Here is a 20,285-nt window from a genome sequence, read left to right as displayed (position 1 = left end):
TAACTTTGTGTATCACTATTTCTTATAAAAAATCGGCCAAAAGCGCTCGCAATGCCGCTTTCGTTAAGGTAATCTCATTCGCGTTTGTCGTTTCAAAGAGCAATTATTGTGGTCATAAATTAAAGTTTGTGCGCTGCACCACAAATCTGAATTCAAAGAATTGTCTCATTGATTGCGTGTATTTAGTCTCAGACGCGTTTGGCATTTTTTATAACGGCTACGGTCGTTAAGGACTTCAAGGGAAAACAACGAAAATGGTCAAATCTCAGCCGATTTTGAGATATATCTTGCGAGCGATTCCAGCGGTAGCAGTTGCGGTTCTGCTTTCTGCATGTAGTTCAACCAGTAATACCGCAAAGAACATGCATTCTGAGACGCATGCTGTGGGCACCGAAGATGCCTCATCACTGCAAGCCTCTCAGGATGAATTTGAAAATATGGTGCGCAACCTCGACGTGAAATCTCGTCTGATGGATCAATACGCAGGCTGGAAAGGCGTTCGTTACCGTCTGGGTGGCGACACCAAACGTGGTATCGACTGTTCCAGCTTCGTACAACGCACCTTCCGTGAACAGTTTGGTTTAGAGCTGCCGCGCTCCACCTGGGAGCAGCAGGAAACGGGCAAATCCGTTAAACGCAGTCAGCTGCGCACCGGTGATTTAGTGCTGTTCCGTGCCGGTTCTACCGGTCGCCATGTCGGTATCTATATCGGCAACAATCAGTTCGTTCATGCATCCACCAGCAGCGGTGTGACTATTTCCAGCATGAATGAACCATACTGGAACAAGCGTTACAACGAAGCTCGCCGTGTCCTGAGTCGTTCGTAATGAGGTTTACCGTCGGTTTCCCTTGGCTGACGGTAAGCATAAAAAAAGCACTGCTTCGGCAGTGCTTTTTTTATGCTTCATCAGTATTCTTTTCTTTGGAGTTCCGTAGCATAGAGAAGTTGCATGTTCACTCGTTATTCGTCGATTAACCGCCACATTATCTCTTCCAGCGTTGTCGCTGGCCTGATGATTGCTCTGCTTGCCGGGGTGATCCAGTTTTCTGTCTTTCATCATCGTCGCGCGGTACAGTTCGATACCACCATTTCCAGTCTGCAGAACTACCTCAACGGTTATTTTCGCCAGATTCTGGTCACGATGGATTCACTCCAGCCGCTGACCATGAACCCGTGTGACGATGTGTCTTCTGAGCTGACCGCTCGCGCCGCCTTCAGCATGAACGTCCGCGCGTTTCTGTTGGTGAAAGATCATATTGCCTACTGCTCTTCCGCCACTGGACAGATGTCGCTGCCATTAAAAGATCTGGTGCCGGATCTTGATCTCAACAAAACGCACGTCATGGGGATCGTCGCCGGTACGCCGATGATGCCCACCACGCCCGCCTTTGTACTGTGGGTTAAGAGCCCGCTGCTGGAAAATCGCGGTATCTTCGCGTCGATTAACGCCAATTTAATGCCGTGGGTCCTCTACTCATCGAAACAAACGCCATACAACGGCGTGGCGCTGGTGGTGAACGGCAAAACGGCAATCTCGACCTTTAGCAGCAAACCGCTCGCGCTGAGCGATATTACCGACACCCCGGTGCGCCATGTGAAAATTAAAGGCGTTCCACTGGAGGTGTATCTTTATAGTAACGCCTCGGGTACCGATAACTCGCTCTATGCGCTGCTATTAGGCCTGACCTGCGGTCTGATTGGCGGGCTGCTGTGCTTCTATATCCTGACCATTCGCTCACGACCGGGGAAAGAAATCCTCTCTGCTATCAAGCATCGTCAGTTCTATGTGGTTTATCAGCCGGTAGTAGACGCCAAAAATCAGCAGATTGCCGGAGTCGAAGCGCTCATGCGCTGGGCGCATCCGACCGCAGGCAATATTCCGCCGGATGCCTTTATCAGTTTTGCCGAAGCCCAGAATCTGATCGTTCCTCTCACCCAGCATCTGTTCGAACTGATCGCCAGTGATGCCGCCACCCTGAAAGACATTCTGCCTCCCGGCGCGAAGCTGGGAATCAACATCGCGCCGGGGCATTTGCACGCGGAAAGTTTCCAGAAAGATATCCGTCAGCTCGCGGCAAGCCTGCCCGACAACTATTTCCAACTGGTGCTGGAAATCACCGAACGCGACATGCTCCATCTGGAAAAGGCGATGAGTCTTTTCAGCTGGCTGCGTGGCGAAGGTATTGAGGTGGCGATTGATGACTTCGGTACCGGCCACAGCGCATTGATTTACCTTGAGCGTTTTACCCTCGATTATCTGAAGATCGATCGCGGTTTTGTCAACGCCATTGGCCGGGAGACGATTACCTCTCCGGTGCTGGATGCCGTGCTGACGCTGACTCAGCGGCTGGATATTGTCACGGTAGCCGAAGGCGTGGAAACAGAAGAACAGGCGGCCTGGCTGCGTGACCATGGCGTCGATTTTCTGCAGGGCTACCTGATAAGCCGCCCACTGACGCTGAAAGACCTGACGGCGGAATACCATAAGCCTGCAAAGTATTTCACAACGGAATGACGCTCGATTAAGATTTCGTGATAAAAGATGTGTTCAATCAAGATGTTTCAATGCGGGGTAGCCCTGTCGTGATCATAGCGCGTATCTGTTTTGCCCTGCTGCTGCTTTGCGTTTTACCGACGCAGGCACAAACGATCAAAGAGAGTTTCGCTTTTGCAGTGATCGGCGAGCCCAAATACGACGTTGATTTCCACCACTTTGACTACGTTAACCCCGCGGCCCCCAAAGGCGGCAGCGTCACGCTTGCGGCTATCGGCACCTTCGATAACTTTAACCGCTATGCGCTGCGCGGCAATGCCGCCGTTCGCACTGAATCGCTGTACGACGCGCTGTTCACGACCTCCGACGATGAGCCAGGCAGCTACTATCCGCTGGTTGCCGACCGCGCGCGTTATGCTGACGATTATTCGTGGATGGAACTGACGATTAACCCTCGCGCCCGTTTTCACGACGGCAGCCCAATCACCGCCGAAGATGTCGCTTTTACCTTCCACAAATTTATGACCGAGGGCGTGCCGCAGTTCCGCCTGATTTACAAAGGATCGACCGTCAAAGCTATCGCGCCTCTTACCGTGCGTATTGAGCTGGCAAAGCCCGGTAAAGAAGATATGCTCGGGCTGTTTACGCTGCCGATTCTGCCGGAAAAATTCTGGAAAAATCATAAACTCAGCGATCCGCTCAGCACGCCGCCGCTGGCCAGTGGGCCGTACCGCATCAGCAGCTGGAAGATGGGGCAATACATTGTCTATTCCCGCGTCAAAAACTACTGGGGCGCCGATTTACCGGTTAACCGCGGGCGCTGGAATTTCGACACGCTACGCTACGACTACTATCTGGATGATAACGTCGCCTTCGAGGCCTTTAAGGCGGGAGCCTATGACGTGCGCTCCGAGAGCAGCGCCAAAAACTGGGCCACCCGCTATATTGGCAAAAACTTTACCAGCGGTTATATCGTGAAAGATCAGCAAAAGAACGATGCCGCGCAGGATACCCGTTGGCTCGCCTTTAACATCCAGCGACCGGTATTTGCCGACCGTCGGGTGCGTCAGGCGGTCAGCCTGGCGTTTGATTTTGAGTGGATGAACAAGGCGCTGTTCTATAACGCTTACAGCCGCCCCAACAGCTATTTTCAGAACACCGAGTACGCCGCCCGCGGCTATCCTGACGCCGACGAACTGGTTCTGCTGGGGCCGCTAAAAGACCAGCTGCCGCCGGAAGTGTTTACCTCAATTTATCAGCCGCCGACGTCGAACGGCGACGGCTTCGACCGCGAAAATCTGCTCAAGGCAGGACAGCTGTTGGACGAAGCGGGTTGGGTTCTGAAGGGGCAACAGCGGGTCAATGAAAAAACCGGCCAGCCGCTGCGCTTCGAACTGCTGCTGGCCTCCGGTGGAAACGATCAGTGGGTGATGCCCTTCCAGCATAATTTACAGCGGCTTGGCGTCAGAATGGACATCCGCCAGGTGGATATTTCCCAGCTCACCAACCGCCTGCGTAAGCGCGATTATGACATGATGCCAAGCCTGTGGCGGGCGACGCCGTGGCCCAGCGCGGATTTACAGATCTCCTGGTCGTCGGCCTACATCAACTCGTCGTACAATGCGCCCGGCGTCGCTAACCCGGCGATTGATAGCCTGATCAATCAGATCATTCGCTGGCAGGGCAATAAGCAGAAGCTGGTACCACTCGGCCGTGCGCTCGACCGGGTGCTAACCTGGAATAATTACATGCTACCGATGTGGTACATGTCCGGGAGCCGTACGGCCTACTGGAATAAGTTCTCTTACCCACAGGTGCATCCGCTCTATTCATCATCCGGCATTGACGCGCCCGGTTTTGACACCTGGTGGTATGACGTCAACAAGGCAGCCACGCTGCCTGCATCACGACGCTAAGGAGAGAACATGGGCGCCTACCTGATTCGTCGACTGTTGCTGATTGTCCCAACCCTATGGGCCATCATCACGCTTAATTTCTTTATTGTGCAGATTGCGCCGGGCGGTCCGGTCGATCAGGCCATCGCGGCGGTGGAGTTCGGCCACCAGGGCAGCCTGCCCGGCGGTGGCGGTGGAATGGGCGGCGGCCAGGCACGCGCGGGCGTCAGTAATATTGCCGAAAGTCAGTATCGCGGCGGGCGCGGGCTCGACCCGGAGGTGATCGCTGAAATCACCCAACGCTATGGCTTCGACAAGCCGCTACACGAGCGCTATTTCAAGATGCTGAGCGACTACCTGCGCTTCGATTTTGGCAACAGCCTGTTCCGCAACGCCTCAGTGATGCAGTTGATGAAAGAAAGCCTGCCCGTCTCTGTCACGCTAGGGCTATGGAGTACCTTGATCATCTATCTGGTCTCTATTCCACTTGGCATCCGCAAGGCGGTCTATAACGGCAGTCGTTTCGATATCTGGAGCAGTACCGGCATTATCATTGGCTACGCCATTCCGGCGTTCCTGTTCGCCATCGTGCTGATCGTGTTGTTCGCGGGCGGCAGTTACTACGACATTTTCCCGCTACGCGGGCTGGTCTCGGCCAATTTCGACACCCTGCCGTGGTATCAAAAAATCACTGACTATCTCTGGCATATCACCCTGCCGGTGCTGGCGACGGTGATTGGCGGCTTTGCGGCGCTGACCATGCTGACCAAGAACTCGTTTCTCGATGAAATCCGCAAACAGTATGTCGTCACCGCCCGCGCGAAAGGCGTCGGCGAAAAACAGATCTTATGGAAACACGTCTTTCGCAACGCCATGCTGCTGGTGATTGCCGGTTTTCCCGCCACGTTCATCAGCATGTTCTTTACCGGGTCGCTGTTGATTGAGGTGATGTTCTCCCTCAACGGACTGGGTCTGCTGGGTTATGAGGCCACCGTCTCGCGCGACTACCCGGTGATGTTCGGCACGCTCTATATCTTCACCCTGATTGGCCTGCTGATGAATATCGTCAGCGATATTAGCTATACGCTGGTCGATCCCCGCATTGATTTTGAGGGCCGCTAACGATGACCCTGAGTTCCGTGAATCAGGCGCGCTGGGCGCGCTTTCGCCATAACCGCCGTGGCTACTGGTCGCTGTGGATTTTTCTGGCCATATTTGTGTGCAGCCTGTGCGCTGAACTTCTCGCCAACGACCGGCCGCTGCTGGTGAGCTATCAGGGCAGCCTGTACATGCCGGTACTGAAAAACTACGACGAGAAAACCTTTGGTGGTGAATTTGCCACCGCGGCCGATTATCAGGATCCGTGGCTCCAGCAGCGGCTGGAGAATAACGGCTGGGTTGTGTGGGCGCCCATCCGTTTTGGCGCCAGCAGCATCAACTATGCGAGCAATGTCCCCTTCCCTTCCCCACCCTCCCGCCAGAACTGGCTGGGCACCGACGCAAATGGCCGTGACGTGATGGCACGCATTCTCTACGGTACGCGGATTTCGCTGCTGTTCGGCCTGATTCTGACCTTCTGCGCCAGCGTGATGGGCGTGGTGGTCGGTGCCGTACAGGGCTACTACGGCGGCCGTATCGACCTCTGGGGCCAGCGCTTTATTGAAGTGTGGTCGGGGATGCCAACGTTGTTCCTGATTATTCTGCTCTCAAGCGTGGTACAACCCAACTTCTGGTGGCTGCTGGCTATTACCGTGCTGTTTGGCTGGATGTCGCTGGTCGGCGTGGTGCGCGCTGAGTTCTTGCGTACCCGCAACTATGACTATATTCGCGCCGCACAGGCGCTGGGGGTGGGCGATCGCAGCATTATTCTGCGCCACATGCTGCCCAATGCGATGGTGGCCACGCTGACCTTTATCCCGTTTATTCTCTGTAGCTCCATCACCACCCTGACCTCGCTCGATTTTCTCGGCTTTGGTTTACCGCTTGGTTCGCCGTCGCTGGGCGAGTTGTTGCTACAGGGTAAAAACAACCTGCAAGCCCCGTGGCTTGGGATCGCCGGCTTTCTCTGCGTCGCCATCCTGTTGTCGCTACTGATTTTTATTGGCGAAGCGGTACGCGATGCCTTCGATCCTTCTAAGGCGGTGTAAAATGCAGCAGCCACTTCTCGAAATCGACAACCTCTCCATCGCCTTCCGCCAGCAGGGCGCCACCACCACGGTGGTCGAACAGCTATCGCTGTCGCTGAACGCCGGAGAAACCCTGGCGCTGGTTGGCGAGTCCGGTTCGGGGAAAAGCGTTTCGGCGCTCTCCATTTTGCGTCTGCTGCCGGAACCTCCTGTCACCTACCCTACGGGCGATATCCGTTTTGCCGGCGAGTCGCTGCTTCACGCCAGCCCACAGACGCTGCGCGGCGTTCGCGGCAACCGCATCGCGATGATTTTCCAGGAGCCGATGGTGTCGCTGAATCCGCTGCATAACCTGGAGAAACAGCTCTACGAAGTGCTGTCGTTGCACCGCGGGATGCGTAGAGAGGCGGCGCGCGGTGAGATACTAGACTGTCTGGATCGCGTGGGTATCCGTCAGGCGGCAAAGCGGCTGGCTGACTATCCACATCAACTCTCCGGCGGCGAGCGCCAGCGGGTGATGATCGCCATGGCGCTGCTGACCCGCCCGGAGTTGCTGATCGCCGATGAACCCACCACCGCGCTGGACGTTTCCGTGCAGGCACAAATTCTTCAGCTACTGCGCGAACTGCGCGTCGAGCTCAATATGGGGCTGCTGTTTATCACCCATAACCTGAGTATCGTGCGCAAGCTGGCTGACCGGGTAGCGGTGATGCAGCATGGCCGCTGCGTGGAGCAAAACGCGGCAACGGCGCTGTTTGCCGCACCTCAGCATCTCTACACCCGTAAACTGCTCGACAGCGAACCGGCGGGCGAGCCTGTTCCCCTGCCGCCGGATGCCGCACCGCTGCTCGAAGTGAACCAGCTCAGCGTCGCGTTCCCCATTCGCAAAGGTATTTTGCGCCGCGTTGTCGATCATAACCGCGTGGTGAAGGCACTTAGCTTTACGCTGCGGGCCGGAGAAACGCTGGGGCTGGTTGGCGAGTCAGGGTCGGGGAAAAGCACCACCGGGCTGGCGCTGCTAAGGCTGATTGCCTCACAGGGGGATATTCGTTTTGCGGGCGAAGCCATTCAGGGTCGCGACAGGCGACAGATGCTGCCGCTGCGTCATCGTATTCAGGTGGTCTTTCAGGATCCGAACTCATCACTCAACCCGCGACTGACGGCGCTACAGATTATTGAAGAAGGGTTGCGGGTGCACCATCCGTTACTGAGCTCCGCTGAACGTGAACAGCAGGTTATCCACGTGATGCAGGAAGTCGGGCTGGATCCCGAAACCCGCCAGCGCTATCCGTCGGCGTTTTCCGGCGGGCAACGGCAGCGAATCGCTATCGCCCGGGCGCTGATCCTCAAACCGCAGCTGATCGTTCTCGACGAACCTACCTCATCGCTCGATCGCACGGTTCAGGCGCAGATCCTGACACTGCTGAAGGCATTACAGAAAAAGCACCGTCTGGCCTATATTTTTATCAGCCACGATCTGCAGGTTGTGCGGTCGCTGTGCCACCAGGTTATCGTGTTACGACAGGGAGAGGTTGTCGAGCAGGGTGAGTGTCGGCACGTGTTTGCCGAACCGAAGCAGGCGTATACGCGTCAGCTCATTGCACTGAGCTGACGGTCAAAACGGATTGTTGCCGGAAAAGGGTTCGGCAATCGCCACGCCGAAGTTTTTCAGGCGGCAGGTAGCGGCAAACTCGTCCTGACGTTTGACGAACAGGCACGGCTCCCCTTCACACTCCAGCACCGAACAATCAACGGAAATATCCGTCAACGCCTGGCTAAGCGAGTGCATCACCGGCCAGGCGTTATCGCCGTCCGGACTCAGAAGTTTTAGCGCGACCAGCGCGTTATCGCCCGCCACGCCATTTTGCGGAATCGGTTCAACTTTGGAACCTGCAAAACCCGCAGACCAGCGATAGTCCTGTGGCAGTCGATGTACGATTGAAAGCTGGAATGTCATTACGTTTTTCCCCGGAAGCTACATGGCTTCACAATTATTTCACATCCATATTAACACATTGTTGACAAATCGTCTTGCATCCAGCAAAAAAACGCCTGCATTCAACATTCTTCATACGACATTGTTCGGTGTACTGATGCATTTCCGCGCTATATGTACCCGTAACTGTGATCTAACGCAACCTTTTTATCTACAACAATGTGACTTTTTACATTAATGGATTTTACATAAAAGAAACATTACACCCCAGCGGCAATGGCAGTTCTGTTGATATGTATCAACAAAGGGGCGTATTTCGCCCCTACTAAAGGTGTATTAGTGCGCGGTTTTGCGGGGACGGCTGGCGTAGAGATAGAAAAGAATCGAGCAGGAGGCGCAAAGCGCAATGGAAATCAGCATCGGCCAGGCGGTCGTAAAGGTCGCCATCGACAGCAGCGCCCCGACGATTGCGCCAATGCCAAAGCGGAAGGTTCCCGCCAGCGATGAGGCGGTCCCGGCCATATGCGGGAATTCATCGAGGATCACCGCCATCGCATTGGACGAAACCATTGATACGCAGCCAATAAATGCCGCGATGCCCAGCACCAGCGACCAGAACCCCACATCCAGCAGCGCGGTCACCACCATCCAGATAGCCATCACGAACTGAATCAGTAGCCCGGTGCGGAACATACGCAGCGCCCCGACCCGACGCACGAAACGGCTATTAATGGTGGTCGTAATAAACAGGAAGACAATGTTCAGTGCGAAGTAGTAGCCAAAGTGCTGTGGCGAGACATGGTTCAGCTCAATATAGACAAACGGCCCGGCGCTGAGGAATGAGAACATGGCGGCAAAGCTGAAGCCGCTCGCCAGCATGTACGACAACACGCGCTTATGGCGAAATAATGAGGCGAAGTTGCCGAGCGTGGTCCCCAGACGGAACGGCTGGCGCTTGTCGACCGGCAACGTTTCGTCAATAAAGAAGTAGATCATCGCCGAAGCCAGCAACGCCGCAATAGCCAGAATCCAGAAAATGGCGTGCCAGCTAAACCACACCAGCACCGCGCCGCCGACCATCGGTGCCACCAGCGGAGCAATGGTGGTAACCAGCATGACGAACGACATCATCCGTGAAAACTCTTCCTTCGGATAAATATCGCGCATCAGGGCGTTGATCACCACGCTCGCCGCCGCGGCCGCCAGGCCGTGGAAGAAACGCGTGGTAATCAGATAATCGATGGAAGGCGCTAACGCACAGGCCACCGCCGCCGCCGCAAAGATAAGCGTGCCGCCCAGGATGACCGGCTTACGTCCCAGACTGTCGGCCATCGGACCATACAGCAACTGGCCGAGGGCAAATCCCAGAATATAGGTGCTGAGGGTCATCTGCGCGCTGCCGGCCGGTACGCCAAACTGTGCGGAAATCACCGGCAGCGCCGGAAGATACATGTCGATCGACAACGGCATTAACATGGCCAGAAGGCCAAGAATGAAGACAATCTTTAACGACGAGCGCGACCTGGACGTCACAATCTACCTCTAATTAGTGGGTTAGCGCGCGGGTGCGCCAACGCTAGCGATTTCTTCTGCGGTTAACGGGCGGTATTCTCCCGGCTCCAGCTCTGGATCGAGAGCAATGTCACCGATACGTTCACGGTGCAGCCCCACCACATGGTTACCCACGGCAGCAAACATGCGTTTGACCTGGTGATAGCGGCCTTCGCTGATAGTCAGACGCACTTCGGTCGGCGTCACCACTTCCAGCACGGCAGGTTTGGTCAGATCTTTTTCGTTATGCAGCTGTACGCCTTTGGCGAACTGCGCGGCGGTATCGTCACTCACCGGGTTTTCCAGCGTGACCAGATAGGTTTTTTCGCAGTGATGGCGCGGCGAGGTGATGCGATGCGACCACTGACCATCGTCAGTCATCAATACCAGCCCGGTGGTGTCGATATCTAAACGCCCCGCGGCATGCAGCTTATGTGCGACCGGCTCATCGAGGAAATAGAGCACCGTCGGGTGATCCGGGTCTTCCGTCGAGCAGACGTAGCCCTGAGGCTTGTTCAACATGAAATAGCGCGGACCGTTCTGCTGGGTCAACGAATTGCCTTCATAGGCCACGTTATGTTCAGGTTGCAGTTTGAAAGCGGTATCACGTACCACTTCATCATCAACGGTCACATGGTGGCCGCGGATCAAACGCCCGGCAATAGCACGGCTGACGCCGAGTTGCTGAGCGATAAACTTATCAAGTCGCATGAAGTATTTTTAGCCTGTAAAAAGTGCCGGGCGCCGGACGAAGCGTCCGAAAAAAGGGGTAATAACAATCGGTAAGTATAACGGGCTTACCCTGCCACTCAAGTGAAAAGATTCATGGCATACTATTTGTCTGTTAAGGACAATCACAACGCTCATGACTTTTACACTTCGCCCCTACCAACAGGAAGCGGTTGACGCCACGCTGGCCTACTTCCGCCGCCACACGCAGCCTGCGGTTATTGTTCTGCCAACCGGCGCGGGCAAAAGCCTCGTTATCGCCGAGCTGGCGCGGCTGGCGCGTGGGCGCGTGCTGGTGTTGGCCCACGTCAAAGAGCTGGTGGCGCAAAACCACGCGAAATATTGCGCGCTGGGGCTGGAGGCCGATATTTATGCCGCCGGGCTACAGCGCAAAGAGAGCCACGGTAAGGTGGTTTTTGGTAGCGTGCAGTCCGTCGCCCGCAATCTTGACCATTTTCAGGGGGAGTTTTCGCTGCTGATCGTCGATGAGTGTCATCGTATCAGCGATGATGACGACAGCCAGTACCAGCAAATTCTCAGCCACCTGCAAAAGGTCAACCCGCAGATTCGCCTGCTCGGGCTGACGGCCACCCCCTTCCGCCTCGGCAAAGGCTGGATTTATCAGTTCCATTATCACGGCATGGTGCGCGGCGATGAAAAAGCGCTATTCCGCGACTGCATCTACGAGCTACCGCTGCGCTATATGATTAAGCACGGCTACCTTACCCCGCCGGAACGGCTGGATATGCCGGTGGTACAGTATGATTTCAGCCGCCTGCAGGCTAACAGCAACGGCCTGTTCAGCGAAGCGGATCTCAACCGTGAGCTAAAACAACAGCAGCGTATTACGCCACACATCGTTAGCCAGATTGAAGAGTTCGCCCAAACGCGCAAAGGGGTGATGATTTTCGCCGCCACCGTTGAGCACGCCAGGGAAATTACCGGCCTGCTGCCCGCCGATGACGCTGCGCTGATCACCGGTGAAACCCCAGGGCCACAGCGCGATACGTTGATTGATGCCTTTAAAAATCAGCAGTTCCGCTACCTGGTCAACGTGGCGGTGCTGACTACCGGCTTTGACGCCCCGCACGTCGACCTGATTGCCATTCTGCGGCCGACCGAATCGATCAGTCTGTATCAGCAGATTATTGGCCGCGGCCTGCGCCTGGCACCGGGGAAAACCGACTGTCTGATTCTTGATTACGCCGGCAACCCGCACGACCTGTACGCGCCGGAAGTGGGTGCACCGAAAGGCAAAAGCGACAACGTGCCGGTTCAGGTGTTCTGCCCCGGCTGCGGCTTTGCCAACACCTTCTGGGGCAAAACTACCGCCGACGGCACGCTGATTGAACACTTTGGCCGCCGCTGTCAGGGCTGGCTGGAGGACGATGACGGCCATCGCGAGCAGTGCGACTATCGCTTCCGCTTTAAAAACTGCCCGCAGTGTAACGCCGAAAACGATATTGCCGCCCGCCGTTGTCGCGAGTGTGATACGGTGCTGGTCGACCCGGACGACATGCTGAAGGCGGCGCTAAAACTCAAGGACGCGCTGGTGCTACGCTGTAGCGGCATGGTGTTGCAGGACGGGATGGACGAGAAAGGCGGCTGGCTGAAAATCACCTACTACGACGAGGACGGCGCCGACGTTAGCGAGCGTTTCCGCCTGCACACCCCGGCGCAAAAAACAGCGTTTGAGCAGCTATTTATCCGCCCGCATACCCGCACGCCCGGCGTGCCGCTGCGCTGGATTACGCCTGCCGATATTATCGCCCAACAGCCGCTGCTGCGCGCACCGGATTTTGTTGTCGCCCGCAAAAAAGGGGCTTACTGGCAGGTGCGTGAAAAAGTGTTCGACTACGAAGGGCGATACCGCCGAGCCAACGAGCTACGTTAATCGCGCGTCTGCTTTACCCACACCAGGTCATCAACCGCGAAACCCAGACCACGGGCGATGGTGAGGTAATTCTGTCGAACCTGCGGCGGTAGCGTTGGTGTGCGCGACAGGATCCACAGGTAGTCACGGTTTGGGCCGCTCACCAGCGCGTACCGGTAATCATCATCCAGCGCAATCACGTTATAGCCGCCGTAGAAGGGGCCAAAGAAGGAAACCTTGAGCGCCGCTGTCGTGGGCTTACCGGTGAAGTAGGCCTTGCCTTCACTTAGCTTCCACTCGCCCTTTTGCGGGTCGAAGCCGCGGTTGGCGACTGAAATACCGCCATCGGAACGCTTGCCATAGGTCGCGCTAACCTGCTCAAGCCCTCGCTCAAAGCGGTTTTCCAGGCGAGCGATTTCATACCACTTGCCCAAATAGCGGCTCGCGTCAAAATCACTTATCGGCGTGACCCCTTTTGGCGGCGTCGGCGAACTACAGGCCACCAGCGCCAATGAAATAGCAACACCTGTCACGACGGGCCATAGCTTCATGTTCTCTCCTGTTGAAAGTGATTATCACTTCAGTGTAGAGGATAAACGAAACCGCACGGACAGATTAGGAACATCTCACCGGATACGCAGGTTCTTGACGCTAACGGCTTATTTGATGGCGAGGTTTTCATTGCCCGCGCGGGGATTGGAGGCTATAATGCCGCCCGCTTTCACATCCGTGAAGCAGATCATTTGCCTGCTGCTGGGTCGCCTGTAGCAGGATTAATCAAGAGAGCTATTCAATGTTTACTATCGAAGCACAAGTACGTAAAGAGCAGGGTAAGGGTGCGAGCCGCCGCCTGCGCGCAGCTAACAAGTTCCCGGCTATCATTTATGGTGGCGAAGCAGCTCCGGTTGCTATTGAACTGGATCACGACAAGCTGTGGAACCTGCAGAACAACGCTGAATTTTACAGCGAAGTTCTGACCATCGTTGTTGATGGTAAAGAAGAAAAAGTTAAGGCTCAGGCGGTGCAGCGTCACCCGTTCAAGCCGAAACTGTCTCACATCGACTTCGTTCGCGCTTAATCGCCTGCGAGTCTACGTGACGAAAAAACGGCTCCCATCGGGAGCCGTTTTTTTATGCCTGCCGTTTATTGAGTTGCCGCTTCTCGTATCACCGTTTCTGTTCCTGTCGCCGCAATCGTTTCATTATTGACGCTATCCGTCAGCGTAATGCCGCTGACTTCGGCAAAATTCCACGCCTGCGCCGTATTCTCAAACGTCACATTATTGAACTGACTGTCACGCAGGAAGGAAATATCTGTCGCCTTTGTATTACGGAACTTGACGTGTCTGAAAGACAGATTCTGATGATACGCATCGCGGGAAAAAGTGATGCCATAGGCCGCCGCCATCTCATCCGCCGTCATACCATCAACCAGAATGCTGTTCTTCGCCGCCGAGCCGTCAACAGTCACATTTTCGACCGTGATATCACGGAACTGCGCAGGTTCAGCGGCTGGCGTGGTGTCGTTGACGTCCGCACTGTATTTGATGGTGAAGATAAACGGCTCTTTGGCTAAATCTTTCATCGCGTTGTTGCGGAATACGACGTCACGCGCACCGCCGCCATAGTAAGGACGACTCTTCATGCGCAGGCCAATATCGGTGAGATACATAACGTTATCTTCCGCAACAATTTTTTCAATCCACGCGCCGGTATGGCTGCCGGTCACGACCGCGCCGTGCGCTTTACGGAAGTAGTTGTTGAAAATCCACGTACCGCTTTGCGCTTTCTGGCCAAACGTCTCCACGCCTTTGCCGTAGCCCGCCGCGAAGTTCATACCATCATCACCGGTATCAAAGAAGTTATTGAACACCAGACCGTTCTGGCTGTTGCCGAGCTCAATGCCGTCGGCGTTGTTACCGTCGAAGGTTTTGTGCGTCAGCGCGTTGAAAGCGATATTCTCCGACTCGAGTACCATGATGCCGTGAAATGCCGGGTTGAGAAGGGTTAGTCCTTCCAGATAAAGATTACGCACGCCGCGTAACGTCATCAGGCTGGAGCGGCGGTTTTTATAGGCGCTGTCGCGGTCCATCCCTTCCGCCACTGCCTGTTCGGTCTGGTATTTCGCCAGCACGCCGTCCTCCCCCACCCTCTTCGCATTGCTGGCACGATACTGTGGCAGCGTGTTACCCAGCTCATCAATAATCGACTCCGCGCCACCGGCCTTTACGCCCCGTGTCCAGCCATTACCATCGATGATCCCTTTACCGACGATCCGAATATTCTGGAAGGTACCGGCATGCGAGCTGCCGCGGTCATCACCCTCCAGCACGTTAAGCAACGACGGTGGACGTTTTGGTAGCGGGTTATCGGTATAAGGATAGAGATAATAGCCTTTGCTCATCGGGTAGTCCGCCGGGTTATCGGAACCCAGCAGCGTGGCGCCGTCGGCTATGTCCAACGTCATATCGCTGTGCAGGAACAGCGCACCGGTTTTAAATACACCACCACGCACGCTGACTTTGCATCCCTGGGGATAGACTGCGATGGTACAGCTGTCGATCGCTTTTTGTAGCGCGGCGGTATCCAGCATTTTGCCATCGCCTACCGCGCCAAAGTCTTTCACATTTACCACGTGCGGCGTTTTAGTTGTACGCAGCACAATCGGCGCGCTGTCGGCAGACTCTTTACCGTCCGCATAAACGGCACGCACGGTGAAGCGGTATTCCGTATCAGCTTTCAGGCCATCGGCGGTAAACGTGCGCAAATCCACTTTCTGCTGCCAGCCGTCGTCCAGCGTCTGGTAGAAGTTATCGATATAGGGCTTGGCTGGCGAGTAAATGTCCTGGTTATCCCGCGCGCTCCCCGTAAACACGCCATCACGATAAATATGGTAATCAACCACCTTCTCTGCTTCCGCGAGCGGTCTTTCCCAAACCAACACCACACGCCCATCGTCGGCTGACAGTACCGGCGACTGGACGTTCTGCGGCGCTGCCGACTCAGCGCGCTCGGCGGCAGCGCTGTCGTCGCAGCCGCTCAGCAGGCCTGTAAAGAGTAGCGCCGAAGCCAGCGCAATTCGGGAATGCCTGAAGGTATTGTGCATGTTTTATTTTTCCTCTCAGTTTTCCGCGGTATTGGGCACAAATAACCGCGTTCATGAGCTGCTGTTGTAAAAACAGCTCTCCTTATAAAATCAAAATAATTTTGCATTTAAAATGAAACGCATTTTTATTTATTTTTATGCGAAATAACTGAGAGTCAGGTCAAGATTTGACCTGCATACAAAAGAAGCGATCACAGAATTGCGAGTGGGGTCACTCACCATGCGCAGATAGCAAAATAGACAAAGCCCGCACGAAGGCGGGCTTTAGGGATTAGCTTTTGCCTGACGTCCGGCGCTGTAGCTGGTCACGCAGATTCGGCGGGGTGCCTTTAATCGTCAGCGTGTCAGTCGCCGGGTCCCAGAAGATGCGTTCACCCAGCAACATCGCGTCGAAGTTAATCGTCAACCCACCGCCGCTGCCGGCAAACTTGGTCAACTGACGCAGGGTGCTACGATCCGCCGGGAAGCTCTCTGCCAGCTCGTAACCTTTTTCAGCAGTAAACTCGCTGAAGCTGACCTCGCTCACGCCGGAAAGCTCTTTTGACAGCGACTCCAGTTCAATCTCTTCACCCGCTTGCAGCTGTTCGTTGCAATAGGTATACACCTGCTGACGCACGTTCTGACGCTCGTTTTTATCCAGCTCCGCTTCAGCAGCGAAATCATCCAGCGCCTGCAGCAAACCACGGTTCTGCACCTTGGCGTTTAGCCCTTCGCTGGCACCGAGGAAGTCCATAAAGAAGTCGGCGACTTTGCGCCCAACGCGGCCTTTGAGGAAGGTCAGGTAGCGGGTCGATTCCGGGTTAGTTTCCCACTCGGTGAGATCGATTCGCGCCACAATATCCGCATGGTTGATATCCAGATAGTGAGTCGCGCTGATATCCAGCTGCTCGTTGACACGCATGCTGCTGAGGTTGTTCAGCACCGCCACCAGCAGATACTCCACCGCCAGATAACGGTAGTGGCAGAACAGCACAATGCCGCCGTCGGCGAACGGATACTTCGCTAACTCATCGCGCAGACGCCCTGTGGCCGCGCGGCTAAACGCGAGGAAATCTTCCTCGCCCTGGCGCTGTAATTTTAGCGTTTGCGCCAGTTCACTCTCTTCGGTAAACAGGCCGTAGGCTTTGTTTTTGGCGCTATACACCCGATGTAGCTCGGCCATCATCTCTTCAACCGGCGCGGTGGGCTCCAGCAGCGTGTCGCGCAGCACCACGTCCAGATTTTGCTCATCGCGTTTGACGAGCTGATGCAAAGCAATCTGGTCGATATCCAGACTCATGTTAAACTCTCCTTTAAGATCGGGTGTATTCAACCACCCCCGATATAACAGTGCAACTCGCATATTACCGAGGTCGCGGCAGTATAATGCGCAAAGGATAACGCGTTACGCCGAAAAAAAGCGGAAAAAATGCTGCTGCTACGGTAATATACTGCCCTTTAATGAACAGACAGATTTCGATTTATGCCACAACAATCCCGCTATAGTGATGAACACGTAGAACAGCTGCTGAGCGAGCTGGCTAACGTGCTGGAACAACATAAGGCCCCGACCGACCTTTCTCTGATGGTGTTGGGCAATATGGTAACCAACCTGATTAACAGCAGCGTGGCTCCGGCTCAACGCCAGGCTATCGCGCGTTCTTTTGCCCAGGCGCTGCAATCTTCCATTAATAGCGATTCTGCGCACTAAGGGTACAAGCAACAGTTTATGGTGACACATCGTCAGCCTTACCGAGAAAAGGTCTCCCAGATGGTTAGCTGGGGGCACTGGTTCGCCTTGTTCAACATGCTGTTGGCCATGGTGCTCGGTAGCCGCTATCTGTTTGTCGCCGACTGGCCGACGACGCTGGCAGGACGGGTTTTCTCCTACATCAGCCTTGTCGGGCATTTCAGCTTTCTGGTGTTCTCCACCTATCTGCTGATTCTGTTCCCCCTGACCTTTATCGTCATGTCCCAGCGCCTGATGCGCTTCCTGTCCGCTATTCTGGCGACGGCGGGCATGACGCTGTTGATTATCGACAGCGAGGTCTTTACCCGCTTCCACCTGCACCTTAACCCGGTGGTGTGGGAGCTGGTTATCAACCCCGATCAAAATGAGACGGCTCGCGACTGGCAGCTGATGTTTATCAGCGTACCGGTGATTCTGCTCGTCGAAATGCTGTTTGCCACCTGGAGCTGGCAGAAACTGCGCAGCCTGACGCGCCGCCGACACTACGCGCGCCCGGTCGCCTGGTTTTTCTTTGCCTCATTTATCGCTTCGCACGTGATGTATATCTGGGCGGATGCCAATTTCTATCGCCCAATCACCATGCAGCGCGCCAACCTGCCGCTCTCCTACCCGATGACGGCCCGCCGCTTCCTCGAGAAACACGGGCTGCTTGACGCGCAGGACTACCAGCGACGCCTGGTGGAGCAAGGCGACCCGGAAGCGGTCACCGTACAATATCCGCTGAGCGATCTACGCTATCGCGATATGGGTGCGGGCCAAAACGTCCTGCTGATTACCGTCGATGGGCTGAACTATTCACGCTTTGAGCAGCAGATGCCGTCGCTGGCACGCTTTGCCAACGATAACGTTAACTTCACCCAGCATATGAGCGCCGGTAACACTGCCGATAGCGGTATCTTCGGCCTGTTCTACGGCATCTCGCCTGGCTATATGGACGGCGTGCTTGCCGCGCGTGTGCCAGCGGCACTCATCAGCGCTCTTAATCAGCAGGGATACCAGTTGGGGCTGTTCTCTTCTGACGGCTTTGAAAGCCCGATTTATCGTCAGGCGCTGCTGTCCGACTTCTCCCTGCCCCCTGGCAAGTCGCAGAATGATACCCAGACGGCAAGCCAATGGATAAACTGGCTGACCAACAATGCGCAGGACGAAACACGCTGGTTCTCATGGGTGTCGTTTAACGGCACGAACGTCAGCAGCGCGCAGGCAAGCGATCGTCAGTACAGCCGCGCAGCCGCGCAGGTCGATGAGCAAATCGGCCGCTTACTGGACGCTCTGCGCGATTCTGGCAAGCTTGAGAATACGGTAGTGATTATTACCGCCGGTCACGGCGTGCCGCTCAGCGGGCAGAAAAATAGCTTCAACTGGTCGCGAGCCCAGCTACAGGTACCGCTGGTCATCCACTGGCCTGGTACCCCGGCACAGCGCATCGACCTGCTGACCGACCATAAAGATGTGATGACCACGCTGATGCAGCGCCTGCTGCACGTTAGCACCCCTGCCAACGAGTACTCGCAGGGTCAGGATCTGTTCAGCGCGACCCGCCGCCATAACTGGGTTACCGCGGCCGATAGCAACACGCTGGCGATCACCACGCCCGCCATCACTGTAGTGCTCGATCATAACGGCCACTATAAAACCTGGACTGCCGAGGGCGACCGCGTACGTGACCAGAAAGCCCAGCTCAGCTTGCTGCTACAGGTGCTGACCGAGGAAAAACGGTTTATCGCTAACTGATTGATTAATTATGAATCAATCAGTGAGTTACCTGCTTGCAATCGGCGATAAAAGCGGTAGTATTTCCCCCATGCGTCGGCACGTAGCGCAGCCTGGTAGCGCACCGTCATGGGGTGTCGGGGGTCGGAGGTTCAAATCCTCTCGTGCCGACCAACTCTTTGAGAAAACAGGGACTATTCCCTGTTTTTTTATTTTCCAAATCGACCAAATACATCTCAAACCTGCCCTACACCCACAGCTATGTCAGGAATTCAAAATATCCGGCTGTTTGTCTCTCGTTTGATATTACGTGTTTTTCATCTGTTCCTGAATCCGTGACTTAATAAGCAATCCCGTAACCTCAGCCTTTTTTGTATTACGCTGGTAGATTTAAGATAACCCTCGTCATTTTTGTGTTTAGTCGTAATGAAACAGGCACACAATAACCAATAAAAAAACCCGCCTCATGAGCGGGTCTATTTAATCGGCATGACAGGAAAATACCTGACGACTTGCTGAGAATATATTGAAATTATCCTACCTGACCTTAACTATCAGTAGTGGAAACCCCCACCTGTACGACCGCCACCGATATGATCTCCACCACCTAAACCATGAGCGCTGTGAGAGTTGGCGGCATTGTTGGCACCGTTGCCGGTTCCATGCTCGCCATGATCAAAGCCTGAAGAATGGCTGTTTCCACCGCGCACTGGTTTGCTAAATACGCTGTGGTAGGCAATAGCAACTTGTGTTGTTGGGGGGAGAGAGCCCGCGGCGACAACACCATTTTTGGTTTGGACCTTAGTTGCCGGATTAAGGCTTGAAGCCGCGACATTCATGGTATTAGCTGACACGTTAGCAAGATTAACTTGCGCCGCTTTCAAATCGGCCTGGGCCTGTGAACGTAACGCCCCCGCCTCACTGGCCGCTTGCGCCCAGCCCACAACAGTACCATGACCATAATTCGCATTTACAGAATCAACATCGCCTTGTGCCGCATCCAGCATACGTTGAGCATGAGCAACTTGTTGTTGCGCGGCAACCATATCATCAGCAGCGTAAGCCACTGTGGTACCCAATAAAGAAACCACTATCAATAATTTATTAACAAACATAAACCATCACCATTAACA

General features: G+C 55.1%; 17 protein-coding genes and 1 tRNA gene. 11 read left to right on the top strand and 7 right to left on the bottom strand.

What is annotated here, in order from left to right; genetic code table 11:
• Positions 1-254: 254 nt before the first annotated feature.
• The 6 genes from mepS to yejF all read left to right on the top strand — a co-directional run bounded on the left by mepS (position 255) and on the right by yejF (position 8,128).
• Positions 255-827 carry a bifunctional murein DD-endopeptidase/murein LD-carboxypeptidase gene (mepS, locus tag NNN71_RS03045; protein WP_064544062.1) on the top strand — a complete coding sequence of 191 codons (573 nt, stop codon included), beginning with the start codon at positions 255-257 and terminating at the stop codon, positions 825-827.
• A gap of 123 nt (positions 828-950) precedes the next feature.
• Positions 951-2,516: a cyclic di-GMP phosphodiesterase gene (locus NNN71_RS03040; RefSeq protein ID WP_271457853.1), complete on the top strand. Its 1,566-nt coding sequence runs from the start codon at positions 951-953 to the stop codon at positions 2,514-2,516.
• 50 nt (positions 2,517-2,566) lie between these two features.
• On the top strand, positions 2,567-4,411 hold the full coding sequence (locus NNN71_RS03035) for an extracellular solute-binding protein (RefSeq protein ID WP_271457852.1): 1,845 nt from the start codon (positions 2,567-2,569) through the stop codon (positions 4,409-4,411).
• A 9-nt stretch (positions 4,412-4,420) separates the two neighbouring features.
• Positions 4,421-5,512: a microcin C ABC transporter permease YejB gene (locus NNN71_RS03030; protein ID WP_271457851.1), complete on the top strand. Its 1,092-nt coding sequence runs from the start codon at positions 4,421-4,423 to the stop codon at positions 5,510-5,512.
• Between the two features lie 2 nt (positions 5,513-5,514).
• Entirely contained in the window at positions 5,515-6,537 is a 1,023-nt protein-coding gene (locus tag NNN71_RS03025) for a microcin C ABC transporter permease (protein ID WP_271457850.1), read from the top strand.
• Between the two features lies 1 nt (position 6,538).
• Positions 6,539-8,128: a microcin C ABC transporter ATP-binding protein YejF gene (yejF, locus tag NNN71_RS03020; protein ID WP_271457849.1), complete on the top strand. Its 1,590-nt coding sequence runs from the start codon at positions 6,539-6,541 to the stop codon at positions 8,126-8,128.
• Between the two features lie 3 nt (positions 8,129-8,131).
• On the opposite strand, the gene NNN71_RS03015 is transcribed toward yejF, so the two are convergent.
• The 3 genes from NNN71_RS03015 to rsuA all read right to left on the bottom strand — a co-directional run bounded on the left by NNN71_RS03015 (position 8,132) and on the right by rsuA (position 10,714).
• Positions 8,132-8,473 (bottom strand): YejG family protein, encoded by a 342-nt coding sequence (locus NNN71_RS03015; RefSeq protein ID WP_064544049.1) that lies wholly within the window; start codon positions 8,471-8,473, stop codon positions 8,132-8,134.
• Between the two features lie 315 nt (positions 8,474-8,788).
• A complete protein-coding gene (locus tag NNN71_RS03010; RefSeq protein ID WP_271457848.1) occupies positions 8,789-9,985 on the bottom strand; it encodes a Bcr/CflA family multidrug efflux MFS transporter in 1,197 nt (398 codons plus the stop codon).
• A 21-nt stretch (positions 9,986-10,006) separates the two neighbouring features.
• Entirely contained in the window at positions 10,007-10,714 is a 708-nt protein-coding gene (rsuA, locus tag NNN71_RS03005; protein WP_271457847.1) for a 16S rRNA pseudouridine(516) synthase RsuA, read from the bottom strand.
• A gap of 154 nt (positions 10,715-10,868) precedes the next feature.
• Here rsuA and NNN71_RS03000 point away from each other — a divergent pair, with 154 nt between their 5' ends.
• On the top strand, positions 10,869-12,626 hold the full coding sequence (locus NNN71_RS03000; RefSeq protein WP_271457846.1) for a DEAD/DEAH box helicase: 1,758 nt from the start codon (positions 10,869-10,871) through the stop codon (positions 12,624-12,626).
• Here the strand turns inward: NNN71_RS03000 and NNN71_RS02995 are convergent.
• Positions 12,623-13,156 (bottom strand): lipocalin family protein, encoded by a 534-nt coding sequence (locus tag NNN71_RS02995; protein WP_223803011.1) that lies wholly within the window; start codon positions 13,154-13,156, stop codon positions 12,623-12,625. The two genes, NNN71_RS03000 and NNN71_RS02995, sit on opposite strands and share 4 nt — an antisense overlap.
• Before the next feature lie 242 nt (positions 13,157-13,398).
• On the opposite strand from NNN71_RS02995, the gene rplY reads away from it, so the two are divergent.
• Complete coding sequence (gene rplY, locus NNN71_RS02990) at positions 13,399-13,683, top strand: 50S ribosomal protein L25 (protein WP_271457845.1); 285 nt, start codon at positions 13,399-13,401, stop codon at positions 13,681-13,683.
• A 65-nt stretch (positions 13,684-13,748) separates the two neighbouring features.
• Here rplY and NNN71_RS02985 read toward each other — a convergent pair whose 3' ends face one another.
• Positions 13,749-15,710, bottom strand: a complete 1,962-nt coding sequence (locus NNN71_RS02985) for a glycosyl hydrolase family 28 protein (protein WP_271457844.1) — start codon at positions 15,708-15,710, stop codon at positions 13,749-13,751.
• Between the two features lie 271 nt (positions 15,711-15,981).
• Entirely contained in the window at positions 15,982-16,989 is a 1,008-nt protein-coding gene (gene yejK / locus NNN71_RS02980; RefSeq protein WP_271457843.1) for a nucleoid-associated protein YejK, read from the bottom strand.
• A 183-nt stretch (positions 16,990-17,172) separates the two neighbouring features.
• Between yejK and NNN71_RS02975 the strand changes: the two genes are divergently transcribed.
• From NNN71_RS02975 to NNN71_RS02965, 3 genes are all read left to right on the top strand, one after another.
• A complete protein-coding gene (locus NNN71_RS02975) occupies positions 17,173-17,400 on the top strand; it encodes a YejL family protein (RefSeq protein ID WP_163447579.1) in 228 nt (75 codons plus the stop codon).
• A gap of 18 nt (positions 17,401-17,418) precedes the next feature.
• Positions 17,419-19,173: an LPS biosynthesis-modulating metalloenzyme YejM gene (yejM, locus tag NNN71_RS02970; protein WP_271457842.1), complete on the top strand. Its 1,755-nt coding sequence runs from the start codon at positions 17,419-17,421 to the stop codon at positions 19,171-19,173.
• 76 nt (positions 19,174-19,249) lie between these two features.
• Positions 19,250-19,326: transfer RNA gene (locus NNN71_RS02965), tRNA-Pro, on the top strand.
• Positions 19,327-19,706: 380 nt separating this feature from the next.
• On the opposite strand, the gene NNN71_RS02960 is transcribed toward NNN71_RS02965, so the two are convergent.
• Complete coding sequence (locus NNN71_RS02960; protein WP_271457841.1) at positions 19,707-20,267, bottom strand: hypothetical protein; 561 nt, start codon at positions 20,265-20,267, stop codon at positions 19,707-19,709.
• Positions 20,268-20,285 lie beyond the last annotated feature (18 nt).

The sequence above is a fragment of the Kluyvera sp. Awk 3 genome, from assembly GCF_028069715.1.
GTDB lineage: Bacteria > Pseudomonadota > Gammaproteobacteria > Enterobacterales > Enterobacteriaceae > Kluyvera > Kluyvera georgiana_A.
This window is presented reverse-complemented; position numbering and strand designations above follow the sequence as displayed.